The sequence below is a fragment of the Paraburkholderia ferrariae NBRC 106233 genome (assembly GCF_000685035.1).
Taxonomy (GTDB): Bacteria; Pseudomonadota; Gammaproteobacteria; order Burkholderiales; family Burkholderiaceae; genus Paraburkholderia; species Paraburkholderia ferrariae.
This window is the reverse complement of record NZ_BAYB01000002.1, coordinates 108991-134348: the sequence shown is the minus strand read 5'-3', so window position 1 is coordinate 134348 and position 25358 is coordinate 108991. Positions and strand designations below refer to the sequence as shown.

Sequence of the window (25358 nt, the reverse complement as noted above, 5' to 3'; positions counted from 1 at the left end):
CTGCGCGTGCCTGGACCGAATGCTGACGCAACGCCCGTACCTACCGTACCGCCCCGCTGGAGCGAACGCATGAGGTTCGGAGCAGGCACGGTTTCTGCGCATCCATTCGCGGTCCTGATTGACCGCGCCCTGGCGGTCAGGAGGTATGTCATGAAGGCTCCCACCTCTCCTCCCGCCGGCTTGAGCGATACCCGGCGGCAACGCGTTATCGTCTGGGTTACGCTCTTTGCGGCGCCGCTCATCTGGGTCTCGTACATGCTGCTGTGCGTGAACCTCGTTTCGACGGCCTGTGCGGGCGGTATCGCGCAACACCACGCGCTGAAGTGGGAGACGGTGGAGCGGCTCGTGACTGTCGCCTCCGTGGTGGCCTTCGTCGTCTGCCTTGCACTGGCGGTTGCTACGGGGCGCGCATGGCGCCAGATCGTTTCGCTTGCGCCGGCCAAACGCGATCCGATCCGCTTCGTGGCGTGGTGCAGCGTGACCGCCGCTGTGGCGTTCACGGCGGGTCTCGCGTTCACCACGAGCGTGCTGGTGGCCATGCCGATCGACAGGCTTTGCGGGCCTTTTCAATAAGGAAGTGCCAGGGGGTGTGGCTAAAATGGGAGGGAATGGCAGAGCGTGCGCAGACTGATGAGGCAACGACGAATGGTGGGCCGGACTGGAGTCTAGGCTGCCGGATGAACGGCCGGGACGTCGTCGATGCCGAGCACGTCGAGCGCCGCCGCGCGGCATTCAGCATTCGCGCAGAACAGCGCAATGATGTCGCCGGATGCGGCGAGCGCGACAATGCGGCGAAGAATGGCGCCGGCCTGGGCCGGAGCATCGATCGCCGCAGCGTGGATATGGCCTCCGTTGGACAGGTCGCTCAGGTCGATGTCGTCGCGATAAAGCGAATAGTCGCGCAGCACGACGACCAGTTCTTTCCCCTCGATCGTGCAGGTAAAGCGATCCGGGTTCGGTCCCGGAATCTGATCGCATTCGGATTCCATATTGGCCTCGGTCTCGGGGGCAGTGTCGCCGGGGAAGATAGACGTGGCTCATGCAGCCGCGAGAACGAAGATAGCACAACGTAATCTCCCCGCGGTTATCGCCTGCGCGATATACACGCCCCATTCCAGGCACGTTCCCGGCACGTTCCCGACGTATGACCCGCCGCCATATCGCTCCGGATAATGGCTATTCGCGACAGGGACCGGCGCTTTAACCGGCTTCCGGAAATTGTCTTCTCGACAACGGCGGTGACTTCCCGTCGCTCTCATTCAAGGCTTTTCTCAAGAACCAGAGCCCGTTTTCTGGAAAGAATGCCAGGCGCGCGCTATCATGCAGCATTGCGCACGATGCCCTCGGCAACCACCAGCCGTATAATATCGGCATTGCTTCGCAGTCCAGGCTTCTGCATCAAGCGTGAATCCTTCCAGTGCCGCCCATCCGGGGAGGCGAATTCAACCTGTGTTATCCTGGCGGCATACGACTTGCACCTGCCAGCTTGATGGCTGCGTGCCAAGCGGAGACAACCGGGATGGATGAAAGAAAGCGAGAAAGTATTGTGGCCTATCTGCAGCGCAGAATGGCCGAATTCGGTATCACTCCCGAAGCCGTCGCGGCTTCAATCGCTCAGGACCAGCTCCGCTTAAGCGCGGTGAGGTATCGAGACGCCTCCGGCAACACCTGGGACGGCGAAGGCACGGCCCCGCAGTGGGTTATTCAGGCAACCAGTGCCGGGCAATCGCTTGAACACTTCTCGGTGCGCCGCGTGGGCGTGGAAGAGACGCAATCCAGTAAACAAGCGAGTGTGGATTGGCGCGACGACCCCTTCGCCGGCACCAGGCTGGCCACTTTCAAAGGCGAGCGTCTTCAGGCTCCTTGAACGCCATCCGCTGCGAATTCGACGGTAACGGTTGAAATACAGGCCGCATCGATAGCTGCCGGGTGACCTGCTGCGTCTCCCCTGTCGATTTTCTCCCTATTTTTCTCCCTACTTTTCTCCATAGGACAGCCGGAGAACATGACCGCCGACCAGGACGGGCACCTTGAACTCGAGCGGAACCCGCCATTGACGGCGCCGGAGTACGCCGTGGCTAAAGTCGACGGCTGGATTCCTTCATTGCGAGAACTTTATCAGGTCAACGCTTGTCAGCGTAACCTTATAGACCATCGAACTGCTCAGAATATAGTCGGCTGCCTGGTCCTCATAGGCGTTGTTTCCGGCCATGCCGTCCACGGGAACAACCACACGAAAACCTCGCAGCGCCGCGGATACGGCGGTAAATAAAACGCCGTTGTGCGAAGCCACGCCGACTGGAATGACCGTCTTGATGCCATGTTCCTCCAGCAGGTGCTGGAGACCCGTATCGCGCCCGGCGAGACTGAATTTGTCGACAAAAGCTGTCACGACCGGCTCGCTTGCCACGGGTGCCAGTTCGGGAACGTAGTCCGAAATCTTCGGATCGGGGAACGTTGCCGGAGAGGGACTCGGAAATAGCGTGTACACGACGAACACGCCTTTCCGCCTCGCCTCCTCTAAAAGCTTCTGGATATTCGGGACGATCGCGACGCACCGCGGACGCTTCTGCGGATTGCACGTCTGCCTAATCATATCGATCAACAGCAGTGCAGTCGTTTTGGGATCGAGCGTCACCGGCACGACCTGCGGAGCGGGTGGCGGCTTGACATGGTCCCATTCGTCGATCACGCCCTGCGCGTGTGCCGTCAACGCAACGGCAAACGCCGCGACCGCAACCGTCAGTTGACGTAGAGGGTGAATATTGCGCATAGCGTTTCCTCCATCAAAGTGCCGGCGCCGTATGCTCCCGTGCTCGCGCGGCAATCTCATGTCATTAGCCGCCCGGCCGGGCAAGCTCGTCACGCCGTGGACAATCGGCCCCGGCATTTCGATGCCGTAAGACGCGATGTCCAGGCTTCATACAGCAGAAACGGCGACTTCCCGCGACGAACGCGAGGAGGCAATGAGCGCTCCGAGTCCCAGCACCGCAAGGCAAACGATAGGCACGATCATGGGACCAAAAGCGGTGCCCGTGAGCTTGCCTGCGAGCGGCATGAGGTTCTGGCTGAAGAAGCCGCCCAGATTGCCTATCGAGTTGATCGCGGCGACGCTGGCGGCCGCGCGCGCGCCGGTGAAATAGCGCGGAGGCATGGACCAGAAGCACGGATACAGCAAAGGAATGCAGGCACCGCCAAATACCAGCGCCACGAAGCGAAGCGGGGTGGTCGGCAAAACGAGGCTCAGCACGAAACACAGTGCGCCAAGCGCTGCGACGATCGCAATCGTACGCACGATGCTCCTCGCGCGGCGCAACCTGCCCGGCAGCCAAAGCAGCAGCAGTACCGCGAACGCCCACGGCAGCATGCTTAACAGACCGTTCGTTTTGCTCGACACACCGAACGATTTGACGAGGGTCGGCAGCCAGTACGTGACTCCGTAGAGCGAAGTCGACATCAACATGTAGGTTGCGGCAAACAGCATCACGCGTGGATCAAGCAGCGCCTTCCACGGCTGGGAGTGCGTTGCGTGTTCGGGCGTCTCGCGTTCGAGCGCGATCGCCACCACTTCCTTTTCACGCTCGCTCAGAAAACGCGCCTCCCGGAACGAAGCCGGAAGCAAGCGGAATACGGTCAGGGCAACCAGCACCGCCGGCAGGCCTGTCGCGATGAACACCCATTGCCAGCCTGCAAAACCCAGCACGCCGTTCAGACTCAGCAGCCAGCCACCCACGAGCGAGCCCAGCATGTTGGCGAGGGCGCTGCCGAGCGTGAAAACGCCGAGCACCCGGGCGCGGTAGCTCTGCGGAAACCACAGCGTCAGATAGTAGATCACCCCGGGGTAGAAACCGGCTTCGGCGATGCCGAGCGCCAGTCGAAGTCCGCAAAACCCCTGCATGGAAGTGGTAAACGCCATGAGGATCGTGATCACACCCCACGTGAGCATGATTCGCGCAAGCCATACGCGCGCGCCGAAGCGATGCAGCGCGAGCGTGCTTGGCACCTCGAACACCAGATAGCTGATGAAGAAGAGCGAGGAAGCCAGTCCGAACGCCGTCTCCGTCATGTTCAGACTATGTACCATCTGCAATTTCGCGAACCCGACATTTTGCCGATCGATGAACGAAATCAGAAACATGATGACGAGGATCGGCAGCAGTCTGCGTGCAATCTTCGACATGACATCCCGTTCTTCCGCATCCGGCCGCTCCGGTGCTGATCCGTAATTCTTCACTATGGACTCCTTAAAAATCATTTTTTAACCACATTCGGCAAATCGATGGGCATGGACCGCGGGCCAACCGCGATCTATGCAGCGTGTGAAGAGCGAAACCCTGCCAGCGCGGGCCAGAACATCTCGTTCCAGACGCGCGGTTTCGTCTTGATTGTGCCGACGATGTACAGAAAATCGACGTATTCCATCAGTTGCTCGGGCCACACGGAAAATCGCGTCTGCGGCTCGGCGAGCATGCGGATCACACTATCCTCGGACAGACGCAGCGCCGACGACGCGACATAGATGCCCGCGGCAGAGCGGCGCTCCTGATCGATAAACCGGTTCGCTTCATCGAGCGCACCGAGAAACGCATGGGCTAACGCAGGCTCGGTCTCCACCAGGTGCCTTGGGGCATACACGACATCGAGCGTCAGGGGACCGAGAACGTCAATCGAATCGGTGACGCGGTGAATACCCGGGTCCTGCAGCTCTACCGTCGAGAAGGGCGGCGATGTGAAATGCGCGGTGATGCCCTGCTCCCGCCCAACGAGCGCGCGCAACGCCTGCGGATGAGGCAGAGCAACCGTGATCGCATCGAGTCGCGCGAAGTGTTGCTGGCCGAGCATCCGGCCCGCGATCATCTGCAGCACGACGGCCGACAGCGACGTGCGGATACCCGGCACCGCGATGCGATCCGACGCAGTGAAATCGTCCAGCGAGGTGATTCGTTGCTGGTTGGTATTCAGCGATAGCGACGTGGTGGATAGCCCGCTGATGCCGATCACCTCGACATTGGGGATGCCCCGTGCTCTCGCCCACAACTCAATGAATCCGGGCGCGCCTACGGCCGCAAAATCGAGTGTGCCGGCCATCATGGCGTCGTCCACGGAGTTGCCGCCATCGAGCAGCACCCAGTCGACGGTTACGTTGCCCAACCCCTGCTGGCTGGCGTATCGCTCGAACAGCCGCAGTTTCTCCATGACGAGCAGTGGCAGATAGAGCAGACCGTATCCTTTGGAGATGCGTACTGTTCTCATGGCGGCGAACGCCCACCGCGGAGCACATGCCGCAGCCAGGCCGGCGGCGATCAACGCCCGCCGCCTCGCGCACGTCGTCCCGACGCCGCTTGCCTCCTCCCGCATCTTGCCGTCCGTCGTTGTTCTGGTAATCATATCGATGCAACCTGTTCCACGGTTAGCAAGATTACCGGCCAAGTCTGAGAAAATGCTGACACCGGCCCCCCGGGGAAACCCGCAAAAGCAGTCCATACGCGATTACAGGAGCGTCCGTCATGCGCATTCTGGTGGTAGAAGACGATGCGCAGATCGGTGCAGCAATCCGGAGCCGCCTCGAAAGGCAGGGGCACGCCGTGCATCTGGAAGTCAACGGCGTCGCGGCCAATGCCCTGCTGAACATCGAGCGTTTCGACGTGATCGTCCTTGACGTGATGCTCCCCTCGATGGACGGCTTTGCGATCCTGCGCAACCTGCGTACCGGCGGCTCCGCGACGCCCGTCCTGATGCTGACCGCACGCTCCGCCATCGACGACCGGGTAAGCGGCCTGAGCCTCGGCGCCGACGATTATCTCGTCAAGCCATTCGATTATCGCGAACTGGAAGCCCGTGTGCAGGCGCTGCTGCGCCGCAACAACGGTCACGCGGACAATGTCCTCAGTCTGGGAGGGCTGGCCATTGACCGCAGCAATCGCCTGGCTGAACTCGACGGTAAGCCGCTGGCGCTCTCACGCCGCGAGTTTGCGTTGCTCGAGATTCTCGCCGCACGGCCCAGACGTATTTTTTCGAAGGAGGAGTTGCTGAACCAGCTGTTCAGCCTGGGGAACGAACCGAGTGCGAATGCCGTCGAGCAATATGTGACCCGCGTGCGCAGGAAACTGCAGGGCAGCTCCGTAGAGATCCGCACGGCGCACGGCATAGGATATCAAATTGTCCCACTTTGACTGGTTCCGCAAGACACTTCTCGGCCGCACGCTGCTCTTCATCGCACTCGTCGTCGCCTCGGGTGCGGCGGCACTTGCCGTAATCGCACGCTATTACGCGGGCGTCGCTGCCGAGCGCGCCTATGACCAATTACTTGCCGGCGCAGTCATTCAGGTGGCGGAGGATCTCTACGTGCAGGGCGGCGTCCTCGCGCTCAACCCGCCGGTGGCCGCACTGTCGTCGCTTTCGCGCTATGACCTCGTCTATTACCGCGTGCTGGACTCGCGCGGCGTCGTGGTGGCAGGCTATGGCGACCTTCCGGTTCCGGCGAACGTTGCCGCCGCACGGCAGGGACCGGAGTTCGCCAACGGCACTTTCCAGCACGAGCGCATCCGCACCGCCACCATCGCGCGATATCTTCCCGAGCAGCAGACCGGGGGCTGGGCTCTGGTCACGGTCGCCCAGACGACGCACGCACGGCAGCAACTGACGAACGACATGAGCTTCAAGGTCTGGACGCTCATCCTTGTCATGACCTTGCTTGCGCTCGGCGCGAGCGGTCTCGCGATCCAGCGCGGGCTGCGGCCGCTCGCCCGCGTCGAGACCGTGATCGCGGCGCGCGACCCGGCCGATCTGCGACCTGTGGAGCACGAAACGCCGCGCGAAATCGACGCCATTGTCGGTGCCATCAACGGCCTGATCGGGCGGCTCGCGGAGCGAATGACATCCATGCAACGCTTCATTGCCGACGCCGCACATCAAATGCGTACGCCGCTTGCGCGGCTCGACGCGCAGATCGAACTGCTCAGCGGCGAAACCCGTCCCGAACGATTCACCGAGCGCCTCGACGCCGTGCGCGCGACCTGTGCGGATGTGGGCCGGCTCACCGGCCAGTTGCTGAGCCATGCCATGGTGATACACCGCACCGAAGCGGTACCGCTCCAGCCCGTCGATCTGGTCCGGCTCGCGCGCGAAGGACTTGGCCGCGCGATCCCCCTTGCGGGAGACCACGATGTCGAGGTGTCGTTCGACAGCGAACTGGCGCAGGCCTGGATTGCGGGAGATCCCATCAGCCTGCAGGAAGCCCTCTCCAATGTGCTGCACAACGCCCTCCTGCACGGCCACGCAGACCGGATCGCCGTCAACGTCGAAACGTCGCCGCACGCTCTCACGATAAAGATCAGGGACAACGGTCAAGGCATCCCGCGCGAGCTTTGGGAAGCCGCTTTGCGTCCTTTCGAGCGGTTTTCCCTCGACGGAAAGGCACAACCTTCTGGCTCGGGACTCGGGCTCGCGATCGTGCAGGCGGTGATGACGGCGCATCGCGGCGACGTCGGGTTCGATCTTCCAGCCACCGGCGGTTTCGTCGTTACGCTGACGTTTCCTCAGCCGGACTCTCCCGTCGTGCCCGCAGTCGGCCAACGGCCATAAAAGCCGGTGCCGGCGCTGCGTCAAGACTGCGGTCGCAGGCCCTGCGGCCCGGTCGAAAAGCAGTCGTCGCAATCCTACGCATGCGTTCGCAGGATTTCCGGGAGCGACTGCTGTCTCCTGATGATGTTGATCAGGCCGAGCAGCGCGGGATGGGTATACCGCCGACTACTGTAGTAAATGTGAAAAGGATCTTCGCTTTGCGCATGCTCTTCGAGCACAACCCGCAACTCCTGGCGGCGCAGTTCTTCCAGAATCCGGGCCTCAAGCAGGTACGCTATGCCCATCCCGGCCTTGCAGGCACTGATGGTGGTCGCGGTGTCGTTGATCGTGATCGCGCCCGGTACCCGAAGACGCGCGGTCTCGCCCTGAACGTTCACCTCCCACCGGTAACTCGAGTTGTCGCCAAGCAGAAGCTGCAGGCAGGTATGCGAATCGAGGTCCTTGATGTCCCGCGGAATGGCATGCCTGTCCAGATAGGCGGGCGACGCCGCCATTACCCATCGCTGCGCACCGGTGAGCGGGACGGCGATCATGTCTTCGGGGACGTGGTGCCCGTAGCGAATCCCCGCATCGTAACCCTCGGCGATGATGTCGATGGGACGATCGTCGACAACGACCGTGAGTTGAACGTCCGGGTATCGGCTTGCAAATTCCGGTAATGCAGGTGCCACAAGCAGGTGGGCCGCATCCGCAAACACGTTGAGGCGCACCGATCCGAGCCGCGCGGTACCCGGAGCCTCGAAACTCGCCAGCGCCGCCCCGATCTGGTTGAAACCCTCCTCCAGCCGCGCGGCCAGATCCAATCCCGCCGCGGTGGGCGAAACCGACCGGCTTGTCCGGTTCAAAAGCTTCGTGCCAAGGCGATCTTCCAGGCGGCGCATCGCATGGCTGATGGCCGAGGGCGTCTGTCCCGCATCGATCGCCGCAAGCCTGAAGCTTCGCCTCCTGACGACGGCCAGGAATAACTTCAGGTCCGCAAAATCAACCCGGTCATTGCTTGCCATGATGAACCCGATTCATTGTCTGAGTGAATTGAGTTCATTCTAAACCGTGTAATCATTTCTCCAGGCTGTACGGATGCCGGGGGTCCCCGCTTCCGGTTTCCCTCTTCCCGGAGAATGCAATGCAGCGTGTCGAATATCCCCTGATCGGCGACCTCAAGGACACGAAAGTGCTCGTAACCGGGGCATCGACCGGAATCGGAGCAGCAGTGGTACGGGCGTTTGCCGCACAGGGCGCCCAGGTCGTCGCGCATTTCCATCAGAGCGAAGCGGCGGCGCAAGCGCTGCGCGCGGAATCGCCAGATCGCATCCATCTCGTCCAGGGCGACGTCGGCGAGCCCGGCGGCGCAGCACGGGTCGTCGTCGCAGCAGCCGAAATGCTGGGAGGACTGGACGGCCTCATCAATAATGCCGGCGGCATGCTGGGACGGATAGCGTCGACAGACGCTTCGGCCACCCACTTCGATCAGGTGGTCAGCCTGAACGCAAGATCCGTCTGGGAGGCAACAGCGGCTGCCCATCCGTTTCTCAAGGCATCCCGGGGGTACGTCATCAATACTTCGTCGGTTGCCGCACGAACCGGCGGCGGGGCCGGCGCGGTACTGTACGCCGCGTCGAAAAGCTTCGTCAGCAGCCTGACCCGCGGCCAGGCAAAAGAATTCGTCCACGACGGCATCAGGGTGAACGCGGTTGCGCCGGGGCTCATCCAGACACCGTTCCACGACAAATACACGCCGCCGGAGATCCGCGCCGCGCAAACGGCCTCGGTGCCGATGGGGCGGGAAGGCCTGCCGGAAGAATGCGCGGGGGCGTTCCTGTTCCTCGCGTCGGCCGCCATGTCGGGGTATGTCACAGGACAGGTCATCGAAGTCAACGGCGGACAACTCATGCCATGAAAGGAGGTACCAGAATGAAGACGCGAAAATTCGGGAGCACAGGGAGAGACGTCTCCGAAATTGGTTTTGGCGCATGGGCCATCGGTGGCTCATGGGGCAATGTCGACGAGCGCGATGCGAAATCGGCCCTGCATGCAGCCCTTGACGGCGGGGTAACCTTCATCGACACCGCCGACGTCTACGGCGACGGCCGATCGGAGCGGATCATCGCGGAGGTCCTCAAGGAGCGATCGGGTTCGGAGCCCCGGCCTTTCGTCGCGACGAAAGCCGGCCGCCGGCTGGACCCTCATCTGGCGAAAGGCTATACCGCTGAGAACCTCGGTGCTTTTATCGACAGATCGCTCAGGAATCTCGACGTGGACTGCCTCGATCTCGTCCAGCTTCACTGCCCGCCGACGGAGGTCTATTACCAGCCTGAAGTCTTTGCCGCCATGGACCGCATGGTCGCAGCGGGAAAAATCCGCAATTACGGCGTGTCGGTCGAGAAAGTCGAGGAGGGTCTGAAAGCCATCGAATACCCCGGCGTGAAGTCGGTGCAGATCATCTACAACGTGTTCAGGCAAAGACCCGCGCGTTTCATCGGGGAATGTCACCAGCGCGGGATCGGTGTCATTGTCCGTGTGCCGCTCGCATCAGGGCTGCTTACAGGCAAAATGACACGGACCACGACATTTGCCGCCGACGATCATCGTCTTTTCAACCGTAATGGCGAGGCATTTGACAAGGGCGAGACCTTTGCAGGCGTTCCCTACGAACTCGCGCTCGAGGCTGTCGACGAAATCAGAGACCTCGTGCCCGATAACGCGACGATGGCCCAGTTCGCGCTACGCTGGATTCTCATGAACGAAGGGGTGTCCACTGTCATCCCCGGCGCGAGAAACGCTGCTCAGGCGAAGGCAAACAGTGCAGCCAGTGAACTGCCGCCTTTGACTGACTACGCCATGGCCGTGCTGAGTGCCCTGTACCAGGAAAAGATCGCGCCCCACGTTCATCATTACTGGTAACGCAATCGACGAATAAAGGCCCTGCGTTGCCCGCGAGGCCGGGTCCGCGGAGCCGATCGAGTCCCATGGCGCCGCGCGATCCGGTCGGGCGCCCCTGGAACGACCGCCGGCTCCGCTGCGCCGCTAACCTTAACCGCCGAAGCGGCGCAGCAGGTCAAGCGTCACCGGCAGGTGAAAGTCGTGAACATCGGGCACGGCGCAGCGTTGCCGGCGACACATCTCGGTCGTCAATTCCAGTGCCCGCGTCCGCGTATCGATGAGCAGACGCAACGCTTCCTGCACGAGCGATGTCTCGAGGGATGAGAGACGAAATGGATGCCCGGCATCGTCGGACGACAATCCAGACGCAACGATTTCGATTTGCGGTTCTTCCATGCAGTCCACCTCCACTTTCCGGACACACAGCCGACGCGTCATCCCTTACATGATCGCGCCTCGCAACCAGGGAACAAACTCGCGATCGCCGATCCCGTTTTCTTCGCTGCACGTACGCCTTCCCGATGCCGCTTCGAGAATGAACCGGAAGAGTTCCGTGCCTGCGTCCTCGATGCTGAGACTACCGTCGACGATCTCGCCAGCGTTGAAGTCCATGTCCGGGCGCATGCGCTGGAAGAGTTCGGTGTTGGTCGCGACCTTGATCGTCGGTACCGGCTTCGAACCAAATACCGAGCCGCGCCCCGTCGTGAAACAGATGAGGTTCGCTCCGCCCGCGATCTGCCCCGTGGCCGACACCGGATCGTAGCCCGGCGTATCCATGAATACGAGGCCGCGCTCGGATACCGGCTCCGCGTAGTCGTAGACCGCGTTCAGTACGGTGCCGCCGCCCTTCGCCACCGCTCCCAGCGACTTTTCGAGAATCGTGGTAATGCCACCCGCCTTGTTTCCCGGCGACGGATTGTTGTTCATTTCGCCGCCGCTTTCCGCCGTATAACGCTCCCACCATCGCAGCCGGTCGAGTAGACGCTCCGCCACGCCATCCGATACCGCACGTGCCGTCAGCAGGTGCTCCGCCCCATAGATCTCCGGCGTCTCCGAGAGAATCGCGGTTCCGCCATTGCGCACGATCAGATCGACGGCCGCGCCGAGTGCCGGATTGGCGCTGATCCCCGAGTATCCATCTGAACCGCCGCACTGCAGCCCGATTGTCAGCCGCGCCACAGGAACTGTGGTGCGCACGGCACGATCCGCCAGTTCGAGCAGTTCGCGTACGATCGCGGCGCCCTGCGTCACCGCCTCGCGGACGCCGCCTGCGTCCTGAATGACGAGCGTTCTGACCGTCCCTTCGCGGCGTGCTCCCGCCGATGCGACGAGATCTTCGACCTGGTTGACCTCGCACCCCAGTCCGACGAACAGCACGGCCGCGAAATTGGGATTGCGTGCATAGCCGGCCAGTGTCCGGCGCAATAGTGCGATTCCCTCGCCGTTAGCCGACAGCCCGCATCCGCTCTGATGGGTGATCGCGACGACACCGTCCACGTTCCTGAAGGCATCGATCGCCGGCCCCCTGAACGCATCCGCTATCGCATGGCATACACTGGCCGAACAGTTCACGCTCGCGATCACGCCGATGTAATTGCGCGTTCCGACCTGACCGTCCGGCCGCACGAATCCCTGAAACGTGTCGGAACGGTCCGTCCCTGCATCCCGAAGCGTCCTTTCCCGACCCGGCTGCCAGCTCCCGTGACGTTCAGGCATGCCGACGTTGTGAACGTGAACGTGTTCGCCCGCCGCGATATCGCATAGTGCAACGCCGATCGTCTGCCGATACTTCGTCACGAACGCGCCGCGGGCGATGTTCCGCATCGCCACCTTGTGACCGGCAGGCACGGGCGTCGAGACCCGAACCTGCAGCCCATGCGTATCGATCTGCGTGCCGGCATCGAGTGCGCAAAGCGCAACGGCAACGTTGTCTTCACGGTGAAGCATCAGAACCGTCTCCCCGTTCATGATGCGTGTCTCCCTTCGACGGCGTCCAGGCGGTTGTGCGCGGCCAGCATGCTTCGCAAACGCGGCTGTGCGGCGGCAAGCGACAACGAGTCCGCGAGTTCGATCAGCGGCTGTATTCGCCGTCCGACCTTTTCTCCGTGATTGGTCGCGATGTCCGCGATACGATGAGCCAGCCAGGGATTGAGCAGCCGGTCGCGCACACTTTCGATGTAGCGCTCCGCCGTGCTGCGCAGACCCCACGCGTCGAACACCGGCAAGACCTCCTCGTGCCAGATTCCCTCGATACCGTCCCGAAGCCGCGGATCGCTCATCGCCTCCAGTACCGTTTCGTTCGACGGGCGACGCTCGTTGATCCACTGATCGGCGAGCCAGCTGTGACCGAGATTGAGAAAGAAGAGCTTCAGACGCTCATGGGTGCGCAGGTCGTCGGTCACGACAATCTGCTCGTGCACGCATGGCAGCACCATGCCCGCACGCCGCTCGATGGCCCATAGCGCATAAGGTTCGGCGATCGCGCCTACCGGGTCGATCGGCTCGGACACGATCCGGTCGACCAGTGAGTTCACCCAGGCACAGCGATGCTGCAGATACCCGATGAACGTCGCCGGCATTCCCCATCGCCGCGCCACGCCGAGCACGATATCGCGAAGCGTGTTGCCATTGTTTTCGACAAGTTCGCAGGGATAGATCGACACCCCATCGTCAGGACGCACCTGCCAGCGCGCATGCAGGAGGACGAGCAGCTTCGCCGGAAAGCTGTGCGGCACCTGTTCGTCTCCGGCAAGCAAGTCCGCCGAATCCCGGTCGTCGAGCCGGTAGCCGGCATCGCCCGTGTTCGAGACAATGACCTGCACTTCCTCGATCGTCACGCGACGAATGTCGGCCCAGTCGAGATCGGCGACCCACGCCTTCTGGACGGCATGGCAATCGACGACGCGATCGACCGCCGCACTGCCTTGCCTGCCCCGAATGCGGACCGGATAACTGCGGGTATGCGCAAGCGCGGCAATACGCGCCCGGCTCGACGGATTGCCCGTGGTCTGCACGACGCCGATTCCGCCAATCGCGTCGCCGCGCTCGAGAGCCTGCGATACGAAAAAGGCGACATGGGCCAGCAGAAACCGGCTGGTGCCGAACTGAAGAATGGGTGTGCTCATGCTGCCTGTCCTGATTGCCTCGCCATGTCCTTCAACATTCGACCAACGCCTTGACCACGGTCTGCCCGGGTTCCAGCAAGCGCGGAAATGCGTCGGGTACCTCAGCAAGGCGCATGCGGTGCGTATTCAACGCCTGGTCGGGAATGCGGCCCGCACGCATCGCCTCCAGCACGGTTTCGAAATCGGCGGCGGTCGCGTTGCGGCTTGCAAGCAACGTGGTCTCGCGCTTATGAAATTCCGGATCGGAGAATGTCACCTGACCCGGCACGATCGAGATGAGGGTGTATTTACCGCCATGCGCGACGAAGGCAAAGCCGCGGTTCATGGCGTCGATGTTTCCGGTCGCGTCGAAAACCACATCGAAAAACTCGCCATCCGTGAGCGAGGCGAGTTGCGCCGCGTCGTCCGGGCCCACCGCGACCGTTGCCTCGACACTCAGCTGCGATCTGCAGAATTCAAGCCGGTCCGCGCGCGTGTCCAGACAAACGACCGTGGCGCCGCGCAGCCCGGCAAAGATCATCGCAGCCATGCCAATCGGGCCGGCCCCCACCACCAGCACCCGCTGGCCGGGCGACACATCGGCGCGCCGCACGGCATGTGCGCCGATGGCAAGAAATTCGAGCATGGCCGCCTGATCGAGCGACACGCCTTGCGCCTTGTGCACGAACTGCGCAGGCACGCTGAGATACTCGGTCAGTGCGCCATCGCGATGCACGCCCAGCACCTGGATGTTGACGCAGCAGTTCGTCTTGCCTTGACGGCACGCGACGCAGTGTCCGCACGACAGATAGGGCATGACGTAGACGCCGTCGCCCGCCGCGAACCCCGAGTCGGCGTCCGCCTCGACGACCACGGCGGACAGTTCATGACCCATTACGCGCGGGTATTCGAGGTAAGGCTGACTGCCGGTAAAAATGTGAAGGTCGGTACCGCAAATCCCGACACGGCTGACCCGCATCAGTACTTCGCCGTCGCCCCGCACGGGTAAATCGCGCTCCTCGGCGCGCAGTACCCCGGGCGATTCGCAGATCACGCTAAGCATGTTGATATCCTCTCGATCAGGTCAGGTAGGGTGACCGGGTGTGCCAATCCGGTAAAAACGGCACGCGTTACCACCAAAAATATCGGCGAGCGCAGCAGATCCCAACCCGCTCTCGCAGTCCGCCTCGCATGCGGCCAGCCACTCGCCGTAGCGCGTGCAACCGGCAGCAAGACGAAGCACGGGCCAGTCGCTACCCCACATCAGCCGTTGTCGACCGAACAGATCCGCGAGGACACGGACATAAGGCCGGCTACGCGCGCGCAACGCGCTACCCTCAGCCAACGCGCCGGCCTCGGTCCACAGGCCGGAGAGCTTGCAATGCACGTTTGGCAGGCTCGCGAGCCGAACCATCTTTGGCAGCCATGACGGCAATTCGTCCAGCGCGATATTCGGCTTTGCTCCATGATCGATGACGATCGGCAGATCGGGATAACGCAGCGCGAATGCATGCAGCGAATCGAGATGGCGCGGCATCACCAGGGCGTCGAAGCTCAGCTGGTGCGCGAGCATCGCCCCGACCGCGACATCCAGCGCGGGATCGTCGATCCACGTGTCGTCAGACAGGTCCTGAAGCATCGGGCGCAGGCCGCGAGCCTTCGGGTGGGCCGCAAATCGCGCGACACTATCCGCCGCATCCGCCGCCTTGAGGTCCACCCAGCCGACGACAGCCCACACAGACCCGGTCCGCTCCGAAAGGTCAAGCAGATAGCGCGTGTCTTCGTCGTTGGGCAACGACTGCACAAGCACGGTCCCGTCGATACGGCCTGCGTCGAGTTCCGGCGCAAGATCTTCAGGGCCGAAGTCGCGATGGATCGCGGCCAGGTCGCGTGGCGGCCAGTAACCGGCACGTGCTGCGATGCGCCAGTAGTGCTGGTGTGCGTCGACGCGCGGCGTCATGGACGACTCCCGGGGACAGGCGCATTGGGAGCGATCAGTCCTTCCTGGCCGAGCGCATTCCACAAGTCCGCAGGCACGGGTTGTTCGAGCCACGCCATGTTCTGCTGCAACTGGGAAACGCTGCGCGCACCGATCACGCAGGAAACGACCGCGTCATGCGCGAATGGAAACTGCAGCGCCGCTGCCGGTAGCGGAACGTCGAAGCGCTCGCATAAGGCGGAAAGGCGACGCACCTTCTCGATGACTTCGGCTGGCGCTTCCGTGTAGTTGAACTTGCCGTTGCCGGCGAGTACGCCGGAATTGAATACCCCGCCCACGACGACGCCCGTGCCAAGGCGGGCGCAGCGATCGAGCAGCGGCTCCAGCGCACCCTGTTCGAGCAGGGTGTACCGGCCGGCCAGCAGAACGACGTCGAGCGGCGCTTCGTTCAATGCATCGACGGCGACTTCCCACTCGTTGACGCCAAGGCCGACGGCGCGTACTTCGCCGCCTGCGCGCAGCTCATCGAGCGCGCGAAACCCGCCGCCGGCCGTGAGCTGGCTCCAGTAGTGCGCATGTCGATCGCCGTGCGTCAGGCTGCCGATGTCATGGACATACAGGACATCGACGCGCGCGAGGCCGAGGCGCTGCTGGCTGTCTTCGTACGAGCGCATGATGCCCTCGTAGCTGTAGTCGAACACGGGGCGAAAAGGTAAGGGTTCGGCCCAGCCATCCTCGCCGGCGCGGACGCCGGCATCCGGGCGCATCAGGCGACCCGCTTTCGTGCTCAGCGTAAAAGCGTCGCGCGGGCGCGCCGCGAGTGCCTGCCCCACCCGCCGCTCGGAGAGCGTATAGCCGTAATACGGCGCCGTATCGAAGTAGCGCAGGCCCGCGGACCACGCCGCGTCGACCAGTGCGCGGGCATCGGTGGCCGGCATGGCATGGTAGAGCCCGCCAAGCTGGGAGCAGCCGAGGCCGAGCCGGGTCAGTTCCAGGCCACTGCGCGACAAGGCGCGTTTTTCGGAAGCGTTCATAAACCAGGGGAGCAGGTGTCAGGGGAATACCATGGGGGGCCTCTGCGACGAAACCCAATGCCTTCGTCGCAGATCGGCACGCCATTAGTAGAGGACGTTCTTCGCCTCCTGGGAGTCGAGATTCGATTTGTCGACCATGACGACGCCGGTGTCGACGAGCTTCGCAACGGGCTTGTGCTCGATGACGCCGACCACCGTCTGGATGCCCTTGTTCCCCATCTGCCACGATCCCTGAACGGCGATCGCCTGGATGGTGCCGTCGCGAACGAAGTTCTGCAGGTCTTCGTTGCCGTCGAATCCGATCGCCACCAGCTTGCCCGCCTTGCCTGCCTGCTTCAGCGCGCGCCCCATGCCCACCGCGGTAGGCTCGTTCGCGCCGAAGATGCCTTTCAGATCGGGATTCGCGGACAGCACGTCGGTCGTCTGGTTCAGCGCCGTCGCCATCTGCGACTGCGAGTAGTAAGGCCCGACGATCTGCAGCTTCGAATGGGCCGCAATGTATTTACGGAAGCCGCCTACGCGGCTCACTTCCGATCCGGCGCCGGGCACGTACGACATGACGGCAATCTTGCCCGTCTGTCCCACGCGATCGATCAATGCCTTGGCGCACAGTTCGCCCGCCTTCTCGTTGTCGGTCGAGAGGAACGACTGGTAGTACGGCTTGCCCGCGTCCGAGATTGCCGAGTCGATCAGCACCACTGGAATATGGGCTTCCCAGGCTTTCTTGATGGCAGGCACGAGAGCGTCGGGGTCGGACGGCGCCAGCACGATACCCGCCACGTGCCGGTTGACCGCGTTCTCGACCATGTTCACCTCGTCGGCGATGTCCGACTCGGCGGCCGGCCCCTGGAAGGTCATCGTATAGCCCTTCGTTTCGCCAAGCGCCGCGTTCGCGCCTTTCTGCACGTTTTGCCAGTAGTTCGAATTAACTGTCTTGACGATCACGGCGATCTCGCCGCCTGCAGCATAAGCGCCGGTACTGAACGCTGCACACAACATCGCCGATACCGTCAGCAGGGAAAGCTTCCGCATGTCTCGCTCCTTTCTCTTGTGGTTGAACTACGTGTGATCGTTGAACTACGTGTGATTACCGCTTGCGGTGGCGCAACTGGTCGATCCAGACAGTGCCGAGAATGACGACGCCGATGATGATCTGCTGGATGAAACTCGATACGCCGTTCATGTTGAGTCCGTTGCGCAGGACCCCGATGACGAACGACCCGATTGCGGTGCCCGAAATCGTCCCTACACCGCCCATCAGCGAAGTGCCGCCGATCACGGAGCTGGCGATCGCATCGAGCTCGTACATGACGCCTTCGTTGGGTTGTCCGGTGACGAGCCGGGACATCAGCACGCAACCCGTCACGCCGGCCATGGCTCCGGAAAGGACGTACGTGAAGAGCGTGACGCCCTGCACGTTCACGCCGGAAAGCCGCGCGGCTTCCGCGTTCGAGCCCACCGCGTAGATGTGGCGGCCGAGCGAGGTCTTCGACAGCAACACGGAGACTGCGACGAACAGGACGATCATGATGATGACCGGATACGGGATACCCGGAAACGTCGTGTCGGGAAATCCGTCCGCGCCGATGTGGGAGATGCGGAAAAGTGACCCGTTTCCGAGTGCGCCAAACGCGTCGCCGAGATCCGAAACCGGGCGTGCACCCGTGATCTGCAGCGCCAGGCCCCGCGCAACGAGCATCATGCCCAGCGTCGCAATGAACGGCGGCAACCGCATGCGCGTCACGCAGATGCCATTGACGGTCCCGCAAAGCGCGCCGACCACCACCCCGCACAGCATGGCGACCGGCACGGGCGCGCCGGCCTTTGCCAGCAGGGCTGCGGAGACCCCCGCAAGGGCCAGCACGGAACCGACCGACAGGTCGATGCCGCCGGTGATGATGACGCACGTGGCCGCGACACCCAGGTAGGCGATGGACGTCACCTGCAGGCAGACGGTCATCAGGTTGTCCACCGAGAAAAATGCCGAACTCGCGACCGAGAACGCAATCACGAGCACGACCAGGCTGCCAAGTGCCGCGAACTTCTGGATAAGATCGCGGCGCCGTTGCCGGGCGGTCTGCCTCGCGGCCTGGGTCGAATCTGATGTCATTTCAAGCATGGGTGCGCCCCGAAGCGTAGTGCATGATTTCCTCCTGACTGGTATGCCCGGTTTCGAGAACCGCGGTCATGCGTCCTTCGTGAAAGACCGCAATCCGGTCCGTCATGCCGAGCAGTTCGGGCAACTCGGAACTGATCAGCACAACGCCCACGCCGTCTGCGGCCAGCCGGTCCATCAACCCGTAAATGGCGAATTTCGCCCCGACGTCGATACCGCGTGTCGGCTCGTCGAAGAACAGGATCTTCGAGCCGCGATAAAGCCACTTGCCGATCACGACCTTTTGCTGGTTGCCGCCGGAAAGGTTGCGCACGATCTGGTTGACCGATGGCGTCCGGATTGCCAGCTCCTTGACGTATCGTTCGGCGATCTGGTGCTCCTCCCGAAAACGCAGGAAGCCCGTGCGCGATGCAATGGCACGCACATTCGCCAGCGTGATGTTCGCGGCAACCGGCATCATCAGGGCGAGGCCCTCCTTTTTCCGGTCTTCGGACAGATAGGCGAGCCCGTGCCGGATGGCCTCCCGCGGCGACCGGATGGTCACCGGCTGGCCATGAAGCGTGATCGTTCCGCCATCGAGCCTGTCGGCGCCGAAGATGGCGCGCGCAACCTCGGTGCGGCCCGCGCCGATCAGGCCGGCAAATCCGAGAATCTCGCCCCTGCGAAGCTCGAAGGAGACCGGGCCGAACACGCCGTTGCGGCGCAGATCCTGCACGCTGAGCAGGACCTCGTCCGTGGGAGACGATTGCCTCGCCGGATAGGCGTCGTCGAGCGAGCGGCCGACCATGCGCGCAACGATGTCGTTCACGCTCAGCGCGGCGAAGTCGTCGGTCGAGATGTGGCGGCCATCGCGCAGAACCGTTACGCGATCGACGATGTGCGCCATTTCGTCGAGCCGGTGCGAGATGTAGAGAATCGCGACGCCCTCTTCGCGCAGTTCCCTGATGATCCGGAAAAGCTGGACCGTTTCCGATTCCGTCAGGGACGACGTCGGCTCGTCCATGATCAGGACCCGGGCGTCGAGCGAAAGCGCCTTGGCGATTTCGACCATCTGCTGCTGCGCGATCGATAGCGTACCGACCAGCGTGGTGGGCGCCACGTTCAGCCCGATGCGTGCCAGACAACGCGTTGCATCTGCGTTGAGCCTGCGCGTGTCGACGAACGGTCCGCGTTTGGGCTCCCGCGCCAGATAGAGGTTTTCCGCCACGCTCAGATGCGGCACCAGGTTCAGTTCCTGATGGATGATCGCGATGCCCGCGGCCTGCGCTTCGGAAGTCGAGAGGAACTGCACGGGCGCCCCCCGATAGAGGATCGCTCCTGCGTCGGGACGGTACTGACCGCTGATGATCTTCATCAGCGTGGACTTGCCCGCCCCGTTCTCGCCGCAAATGGCATGGACCTCGCCGCAGCGCAGATCGAGGTTGATGCCCTCGAGCGCGATCACGCCCGGAAAGCGCTTGCCGATCCCTTCCAGGCGAAGGATCTCCTCGTTCGGTGGCTTGTGGACGTCTGCATCCAGGGCGGACAGGCCGCGGGGCACGCTCATCTCGTCTCCTTTGAAGTGGCCAACCTCGCTTTGCGCTGGTCAGTCCAATTGAGACGAATTAGACGGTAAACCTCCCATCTGGTCAAGCCAATATGATTTTTATTTACTGGCCTTACCTATAGGAAAAACCCTGAAGTGGGCGCAACCGGCGGTTCCACGGTACTTCAGCCGAAATGCTAGACTTCGTGAGCCGTTCAACTTGTCGGCAGCTGGCAGGCACCCCATATCATCGTGAAATCAACAGAACCCAAGCGGCTTTACCAATCCATCGCCACCCAGATCCTCACATTGATTCGTCAGGGCGAATTCCCGGCGGGCGAGCGTCTGCCGCCGGAGCGGGAACTCTCCATCCAGCTCGGCGTCTCGCGGCCCTCCTTGCGCGAAGCGCTTATTGCGCTGGAGATCGGCGGCAAGGTGGAGATCCGTGTCGGGTCAGGCGTCTATGTGCGCGAGGCAGGTAGCGACGATGAGAGCGCGGTGGGATCGCTCGGCGATAGCCCGTCCGAGTTGATGCAGGCGCGCGCCGCGATCGAAGGCAGCGTAACGGTGCTCGCCGCGGCACGCATGACCGCGGCCACGCTCGACCGCCTGCGCCGCTCGATTGAGCGGATGCGCAAGCTCTCGGCTGCGGGCAAATCGCCCGTCGAAGCGGACCGGCAATTCCACATGCTGATTGCGGAGGCGGCGGGCAACTCCGTGCTCAGTCGCTTTGTGGGCGAGCTGTTCGACAGCCGCCACGACCCGATCGCGGCAGCGATGCGCGGACACACGGAAAGCCCCCAAACCTGGACCGAGGCGGTTAATGAACATGAGGAGATACTGAGGGCTTTGCAGGCGGACGATCCCATCGCGGCGCAAACAGCGATGCGCGCTCATCTCAAGGCTTCGGGGGAGCGATGGATAAGCGGCGTCCTGAAGCAAGATTCAGATTACAGGTCGCGCAAGTGAAAAGGCGTCACTGCCGATTGAGTCCGCTTCAATGCACGGTTACCCCTTCCGGCGAAGCGCGACCGGAAAGCGGATTTCAAACCGTGTACCGCGGCCTTCACGAGATTCGAAATGGATCTCGCCGCCCAGCACCCGGCAGAGCTCCTTCACGATCGCCAGTCCGAGCCCCATGCCGGGAATATCGTCGCCCGCGGCTCGCTCGAACTCCTCGAACACGCGCTCCCGGTCAGCCGCGGCAATGCCCGCTCCCGTATCGGTGACCCGCATGTACCAGCGATGCTCGCCATCGCGGCCCATCGCCAGCTCGACGTCCCCGGCGTCCGTGTATTTGGTTGCGTTCGTCAACAGGTTCAGTGCAACCTGCTTGAGTTTCAGTCGATTCGAGAAAACCGGCTCGTCGCCCGCATCGAACCGCGCCCGCAGGCGCAACCCCTTGGCCTCGATCGCGGGCCGGCAGGCCGTAGCCAGTTCGTCGAACAGCTCGCGTAGCTGAACCCGTTCAACCTCGAGCGGCGCGCTGTCGCCCAGGACGACGGAATATTGGACCATGTCGTCCACCAGTTGCTTCATGTCGGCCGCCTGCCGCGTCGCCAGCGCCAGTCCGGCCTCCGCCTTCGCCGGCGCGCGGGAGATGAGCTGCAGCGCCACTGAAAACGCGTTCAAGAAATTGCGCAGATCGTGGACCACGCTGCGCGTGATCTGCATGCGCGATTCGTGCAGGTCGCTGACCAGTTGCTGCCTGAGCGTCAGTTCGTGATTGGCCCGCTCCAGCACGCCCGTGTACTCCTCGATCCGGCGATCACGCTCGCCAACGGCCTCCTGGATCGAGTTCGCCGTCACGAAGCTGATGGCTTCGTCCACCATCCGGCGCGCCTGCCGCTCATTGAGCCGCGTAAATGCGCCGTTCACTCCGGCAAACTCCTCGCCGGCGTCGATCAGCACCTGGCGAAACAGGTCCAGCTCCCGGACCAGCTCCTCGATGCGATAGCCCTGCCGCCAGCGCACCTTGCCATGCAGGCGGGCATCCTGTTCGATCGACGCTTCAATTCGCTCCAGATCGCGGGCCTCCAGCGCCACGCAAATGCCCTCGAAGATTTCGGGCAGATGGTCGGCAAGCTGCTCGTACGTCAGCCGGTCCGCATCGACGAGCGCATCGTCGGCGGAAACAGCGGCCATCCAGACTCCGGTCAGGCGCTCGCGCTCCTGCCGCAGGTAATGGGCGAACTCCCGATGCAGCCCGCCCCCCCGTTCATTCATCATCCCCATTCCCCTGACAATTTGAAATGCCGCACCGCAGCATCGCCCCCGCATGCCATCCAGCCGGTCGTGCAGAGGCAGCAAAGGTTACGCAAGCGGCGCACGACGGAGCTATCTTATTACCGGGGCGGCCGGCGTGGAACGGGGATTGCTCGACCTTGAGCAACGCAAGGTTGCGGGCCGTCTCTCATGTATTCCATCCTGCTGGTGGACGATGAACCCGAGATTTTGACAGCATGCCATCTCATCCTGAGCCAGGCCGGGTACGAGGTCAGGTGCGCTCGCCATGGCCTTGAGGCGCTCGAATGCATCGAGCAGCACGTGCCGGATCTGGTCGTCACGGACTGGGCGATGCCGGTCATGGACGGTGCGGAACTGTGCCGGCAGATCCGGGCGCGACCCGAACTGGCCCATGTGCCACTGCTGATCCACACGGCGACAACATTTTCGGTGCAGCCCGAACAGGGGTACTGCGCCTGCCTGCGCAAGCCCGCGCCGGTCGATCTCTTTCTGACAACGGTCGGACAGCTCTGTGAGGAGGGGCGCGTGAGGTAGGGTGTGATGCGGGTCAGCGGAGGTCGGCGCAGCTCGACCTCCACGCGCTCAGGCTCAGCGATATCACCGCGCCATCGGTTTTGAACGCAGTCCTGTTCAATCGATAAGGTATCACGCGATGTTCGATGGCGACGATCATGCGGTCGTGGGCCGTGTTGGCCTCAAGGTGCGCGTCTAAACATCAATCGATTGCAAGATTCTCGAAGGAAGACGGCGCTGGGCGTCGGGATCGGCGCGGTAGGCGGGCAGTTCGCGATGCCGGTGCGCCGATGCCCGCGATCAAATCGGCAGCATGATTGCCTCGGACATCCCGCTTAAAAATATAGAAACCCTGTCCGAACGAGCGAGGCCGCCTCTCCCCCTGGCTGGGCGAATATCCTGCTGCGCCCGTCTATGCCGATCTCGTCGCGAGCGGCGATTCACGCAACAGGATCGTCCTATCCGCGCCGCACCTCATCTGTCAAAGTGTCTTCGAACTTCGACTTGGGAGTCCTCCGTGTCCACTCTGCCCGCGTCCTCAAGCCTTGTTTGCATGCCCTTTTCGGAGGCCGATATAGAAGCGGCTCACGCGCTTTCCCAGGAAATCCGCTGGCCGCATCGTGCCGACGACTGGCTTCTCGCCGCCAGCACCGGCCGCGGCTTCGTGGTCAAAGAGGGTGCGCGTCTGGTCGGTACGGCGCTGTGCTGGCCCTGGAGCGAGCGCGGCGCCACGCTCGGCCTGGTGATCGTTGCACCCGACCAGCAAGGCCGCGGCATCGGCCGCATGCTGATGGAGCGGCTGCTCGACACACTTGGCCCGCGCACGACGATGTTGCACGCAACGCCTGCCGGCCAGCCGCTTTACGAAAAACTCGGCTTCAGGAAGACCGGCCTGCTGCACCAGCATCAGGGCAGCGACTTTCGCGTCCCACCAGTCGAGCCGCCGCCGGGCGAGCGCCTGCGCCCACTCGAACCGGGAGATACGGCGCGCGTGATCGAACTCGCATCGCGCGCGAGCGGACTGGATCGCAGCGCACTGCTGCCGGCGCTGCTCGATGTCTCACGAGGCGTCGCAGTGATCGGTAGCGAGCGCGATCAGCGCGGCGAAACGGTGCTCGGTTTCGCGCTGCTGCGCCCGTTCGGGCGCGGCCACGCGATCGGTCCCGTCGCCGTCGCCAGTGACGACGGTCGGCAGATGCAGCGGGCCCAGGCGCTGATCGCGAACCGGCTCGCGGCCAACTCGGGCAAGTTCACGCGCATCGATACGCCCGACGAGCAGGGCCTCGGCCCATGGCTCGAATCGATCGGCCTGCCGCGCGTCGACACGGTCGTGAAGATGGCGCGCAACGGCGAACTCCCGCGCGATGCGAACGTGCTCCAGTTCGCCATCGTCAATCAGGCACTCGGCTGATGACTCGATTCCCTGTGCGAGCCCTATCATGACGCTCCTCTACAAGGCCGATCCCGAGCGCGGCAAGCAATGGACGCGGCTATTCGCCGACAAGGCCCCTGCGCTATCGTTCCGGGTATGGCCCGATATCGGCGACCCCGCAGCCGTGCGCTATCTTGCGGCGTGGCAGCCGCCCGAAGACCCCGCGCGCACGCTGCCCAATCTGGAAGTGATCTTCTCCGTGGGCGCCGGCATCGACCAGTTCGATCTTTCCGGTGTGCCCGACCACATCGCGGTCGTGCGCATGGTCGAGCCCGGCATCGTCGAAGGCATGGTCGAGTATGTTACCCAGGCAGTCCTCACCATCCATCGCGATCTGTTCGACTACGCCGCGCAACAGCAGCAGCGCGTCTGGCGAGAGTTGCCGGTGCGCGCCGCCGCGTCGCGCCGCGTGGGTGTGCTGGGGCTCGGCATGCTGGGCAGCGCCGTGCTCGAACGGCTGCGCCTGTTTGGCTTTGCGTGCGCCGGATGGAGCCGTTCGGCGCATAGCCTGGCGGGCATCGACTGCTACGCGGGCGCCGAATCGCTCGACGCGTTCCTCGCCCGCACCGATATCCTCGTGTGCCTGTTGCCGCTCACCGCCGCCACGCACGGCCTCATCGACGCCGCTTTCCTCGCGAAGCTGCCAGGGGGCGCGTCGCTCATCAACGTCGGGCGCGGCCCGCAACTCGACCAGCAGGCGCTGCTCGACGCGCTCGAACGCGGCCACCTCGCAAACGCGATCCTCGACGTGACCGACCCCGAGCCGCTGCCGCCTGCCCATCCGTTCTGGACACACCCGCGCGTGCGTCTCACGCCGCACATCGCCAGCGCGACGCGGCCCGAGACGGCCGTGGACGTCGTGCTCGAAAACATCCGGCGCCATCGCAGCGGGCTGCCTATGCTGGGCCAGATCGACCGCGCCCGCGGCTACTGAGCGGGCAACCCCGCCGGGGGACGCGCGGCCCGGCACAGTCCCTTCCCGAC

Annotated in this window: 25 protein-coding genes; 10 read left to right on the top strand and 15 right to left on the bottom strand. The window is 63.3% G+C overall.

Features of this window, described 5'->3' with window-relative positions:
* Positions 1-150 precede the first annotated feature (150 nt).
* A complete protein-coding gene (locus BFE01S_RS00905) occupies positions 151-573 on the top strand; it encodes a hypothetical protein (protein WP_156966858.1) in 423 nt (140 codons plus the stop codon).
* Between the two features lie 92 nt (positions 574-665).
* On the opposite strand, the gene BFE01S_RS36905 is transcribed toward BFE01S_RS00905, so the two are convergent.
* Positions 666-989 carry a hypothetical protein gene (locus BFE01S_RS36905; RefSeq protein WP_042336950.1) on the bottom strand — a complete coding sequence of 108 codons (324 nt, stop codon included), beginning with the start codon at positions 987-989 and terminating at the stop codon, positions 666-668.
* Between the two features lie 530 nt (positions 990-1519).
* On the opposite strand from BFE01S_RS36905, the gene BFE01S_RS00895 reads away from it, so the two are divergent.
* Positions 1520-1867 (top strand): H-NS family nucleoid-associated regulatory protein, encoded by a 348-nt coding sequence (locus BFE01S_RS00895; RefSeq protein WP_028223966.1) that lies wholly within the window; start codon positions 1520-1522, stop codon positions 1865-1867.
* A 234-nt stretch (positions 1868-2101) separates the two neighbouring features.
* Here BFE01S_RS00895 and BFE01S_RS00890 read toward each other — a convergent pair whose 3' ends face one another.
* The 3 genes from BFE01S_RS00890 to BFE01S_RS00880 all read right to left on the bottom strand — a co-directional run bounded on the left by BFE01S_RS00890 (position 2102) and on the right by BFE01S_RS00880 (position 5388).
* A complete protein-coding gene (locus tag BFE01S_RS00890) occupies positions 2102-2773 on the bottom strand; it encodes a cysteine hydrolase family protein (protein WP_042336949.1) in 672 nt (223 codons plus the stop codon).
* Between the two features lie 147 nt (positions 2774-2920).
* Positions 2921-4180, bottom strand: coding sequence for an MFS transporter (locus BFE01S_RS00885; protein WP_042336948.1), 1260 nt, complete (start codon positions 4178-4180; stop codon positions 2921-2923).
* 128 nt (positions 4181-4308) lie between these two features.
* A complete protein-coding gene (locus tag BFE01S_RS00880) occupies positions 4309-5388 on the bottom strand; it encodes an ABC transporter substrate-binding protein (protein ID WP_407668167.1) in 1080 nt (359 codons plus the stop codon).
* Positions 5389-5507: 119 nt separating this feature from the next.
* Here BFE01S_RS00880 and BFE01S_RS00875 point away from each other — a divergent pair, with 119 nt between their 5' ends.
* The gene (locus BFE01S_RS00875) at positions 5508-6173 is read left to right on the top strand and encodes a response regulator transcription factor (protein WP_028223962.1); all 666 of its coding nucleotides are present in this window, start codon (positions 5508-5510) and stop codon (positions 6171-6173) included.
* On the top strand, positions 6160-7584 hold the full coding sequence (locus BFE01S_RS00870) for a sensor histidine kinase (protein WP_042336947.1): 1425 nt from the start codon (positions 6160-6162) through the stop codon (positions 7582-7584). The genes BFE01S_RS00875 and BFE01S_RS00870 overlap by 14 nt, the downstream gene beginning before the upstream one ends.
* Positions 7585-7658: 74 nt before the next feature.
* Here the strand turns inward: BFE01S_RS00870 and BFE01S_RS00865 are convergent, their stop codons facing one another.
* The gene (locus BFE01S_RS00865; RefSeq protein ID WP_028223960.1) at positions 7659-8588 is read right to left on the bottom strand and encodes a LysR family transcriptional regulator; all 930 of its coding nucleotides are present in this window, start codon (positions 8586-8588) and stop codon (positions 7659-7661) included.
* Positions 8589-8707: 119 nt separating this feature from the next.
* Here BFE01S_RS00865 and BFE01S_RS00860 point away from each other — a divergent pair, with 119 nt between their 5' ends.
* Together BFE01S_RS00860 and BFE01S_RS00855 are read left to right on the top strand one after the other, a co-directional pair.
* Positions 8708-9481, top strand: coding sequence for an SDR family NAD(P)-dependent oxidoreductase (locus BFE01S_RS00860; RefSeq protein WP_042336946.1), 774 nt, complete (start codon positions 8708-8710; stop codon positions 9479-9481).
* 14 nt (positions 9482-9495) lie between these two features.
* Positions 9496-10485: an aldo/keto reductase gene (locus tag BFE01S_RS00855; protein WP_028223958.1), complete on the top strand. Its 990-nt coding sequence runs from the start codon at positions 9496-9498 to the stop codon at positions 10483-10485.
* 129 nt (positions 10486-10614) lie between these two features.
* Here the strand turns inward: BFE01S_RS00855 and BFE01S_RS36900 are convergent, their stop codons facing one another.
* The 9 genes from BFE01S_RS36900 to BFE01S_RS00810 all read right to left on the bottom strand — a co-directional run bounded on the left by BFE01S_RS36900 (position 10615) and on the right by BFE01S_RS00810 (position 20203).
* On the bottom strand, positions 10615-10860 hold the full coding sequence (locus tag BFE01S_RS36900) for a hypothetical protein (RefSeq protein WP_245620998.1): 246 nt from the start codon (positions 10858-10860) through the stop codon (positions 10615-10617).
* Between the two features lie 45 nt (positions 10861-10905).
* Positions 10906-12432, bottom strand: coding sequence for a UxaA family hydrolase (locus BFE01S_RS00845; protein ID WP_028223957.1), 1527 nt, complete (start codon positions 12430-12432; stop codon positions 10906-10908).
* Positions 12429-13589 (bottom strand): mannitol dehydrogenase family protein, encoded by a 1161-nt coding sequence (locus BFE01S_RS00840; RefSeq protein WP_028223956.1) that lies wholly within the window; start codon positions 13587-13589, stop codon positions 12429-12431. Before BFE01S_RS00840 ends, BFE01S_RS00845 begins: the two co-directional genes overlap by 4 nt.
* Positions 13590-13620: 31 nt before the next feature.
* Positions 13621-14631: a zinc-binding alcohol dehydrogenase family protein gene (locus BFE01S_RS00835; RefSeq protein ID WP_028223955.1), complete on the bottom strand. Its 1011-nt coding sequence runs from the start codon at positions 14629-14631 to the stop codon at positions 13621-13623.
* A gap of 21 nt (positions 14632-14652) precedes the next feature.
* A complete protein-coding gene (locus tag BFE01S_RS00830) occupies positions 14653-15528 on the bottom strand; it encodes an amidohydrolase family protein (RefSeq protein WP_028223954.1) in 876 nt (291 codons plus the stop codon).
* A complete protein-coding gene (locus tag BFE01S_RS00825) occupies positions 15525-16541 on the bottom strand; it encodes an aldo/keto reductase (protein ID WP_028223953.1) in 1017 nt (338 codons plus the stop codon). The genes BFE01S_RS00830 and BFE01S_RS00825 overlap by 4 nt, the downstream gene beginning before the upstream one ends.
* Positions 16542-16625: 84 nt before the next feature.
* Positions 16626-17573: an ABC transporter substrate-binding protein gene (locus tag BFE01S_RS00820; protein ID WP_028223952.1), complete on the bottom strand. Its 948-nt coding sequence runs from the start codon at positions 17571-17573 to the stop codon at positions 16626-16628.
* 55 nt (positions 17574-17628) lie between these two features.
* Entirely contained in the window at positions 17629-18660 is a 1032-nt protein-coding gene (locus BFE01S_RS00815; RefSeq protein WP_028223951.1) for an ABC transporter permease, read from the bottom strand.
* Positions 18653-20203, bottom strand: coding sequence for a sugar ABC transporter ATP-binding protein (locus tag BFE01S_RS00810; protein WP_028223950.1), 1551 nt, complete (start codon positions 20201-20203; stop codon positions 18653-18655). The genes BFE01S_RS00815 and BFE01S_RS00810 overlap by 8 nt, the downstream gene beginning before the upstream one ends.
* A 231-nt stretch (positions 20204-20434) precedes the next feature.
* On the opposite strand from BFE01S_RS00810, the gene BFE01S_RS00805 reads away from it, so the two are divergent.
* Entirely contained in the window at positions 20435-21151 is a 717-nt protein-coding gene (locus BFE01S_RS00805; RefSeq protein ID WP_028223949.1) for a FadR/GntR family transcriptional regulator, read from the top strand.
* Between the two features lie 39 nt (positions 21152-21190).
* Here BFE01S_RS00805 and BFE01S_RS00800 read toward each other — a convergent pair whose 3' ends face one another.
* Positions 21191-22408 carry a sensor histidine kinase gene (locus BFE01S_RS00800; protein WP_028223948.1) on the bottom strand — a complete coding sequence of 406 codons (1218 nt, stop codon included), beginning with the start codon at positions 22406-22408 and terminating at the stop codon, positions 21191-21193.
* A 189-nt stretch (positions 22409-22597) separates the two neighbouring features.
* On the opposite strand from BFE01S_RS00800, the gene BFE01S_RS00795 reads away from it, so the two are divergent.
* The 3 genes from BFE01S_RS00795 to BFE01S_RS00785 all read left to right on the top strand — a co-directional run bounded on the left by BFE01S_RS00795 (position 22598) and on the right by BFE01S_RS00785 (position 25308).
* Complete coding sequence (locus tag BFE01S_RS00795) at positions 22598-22963, top strand: response regulator (RefSeq protein WP_028223947.1); 366 nt, start codon at positions 22598-22600, stop codon at positions 22961-22963.
* Positions 22964-23495: 532 nt separating this feature from the next.
* The gene (locus BFE01S_RS00790) at positions 23496-24353 is read left to right on the top strand and encodes a GNAT family N-acetyltransferase (RefSeq protein ID WP_084169410.1); all 858 of its coding nucleotides are present in this window, start codon (positions 23496-23498) and stop codon (positions 24351-24353) included.
* A 28-nt stretch (positions 24354-24381) separates the two neighbouring features.
* On the top strand, positions 24382-25308 hold the full coding sequence (locus BFE01S_RS00785) for a 2-hydroxyacid dehydrogenase (protein ID WP_028223945.1): 927 nt from the start codon (positions 24382-24384) through the stop codon (positions 25306-25308).
* Positions 25309-25358 lie beyond the last annotated feature (50 nt).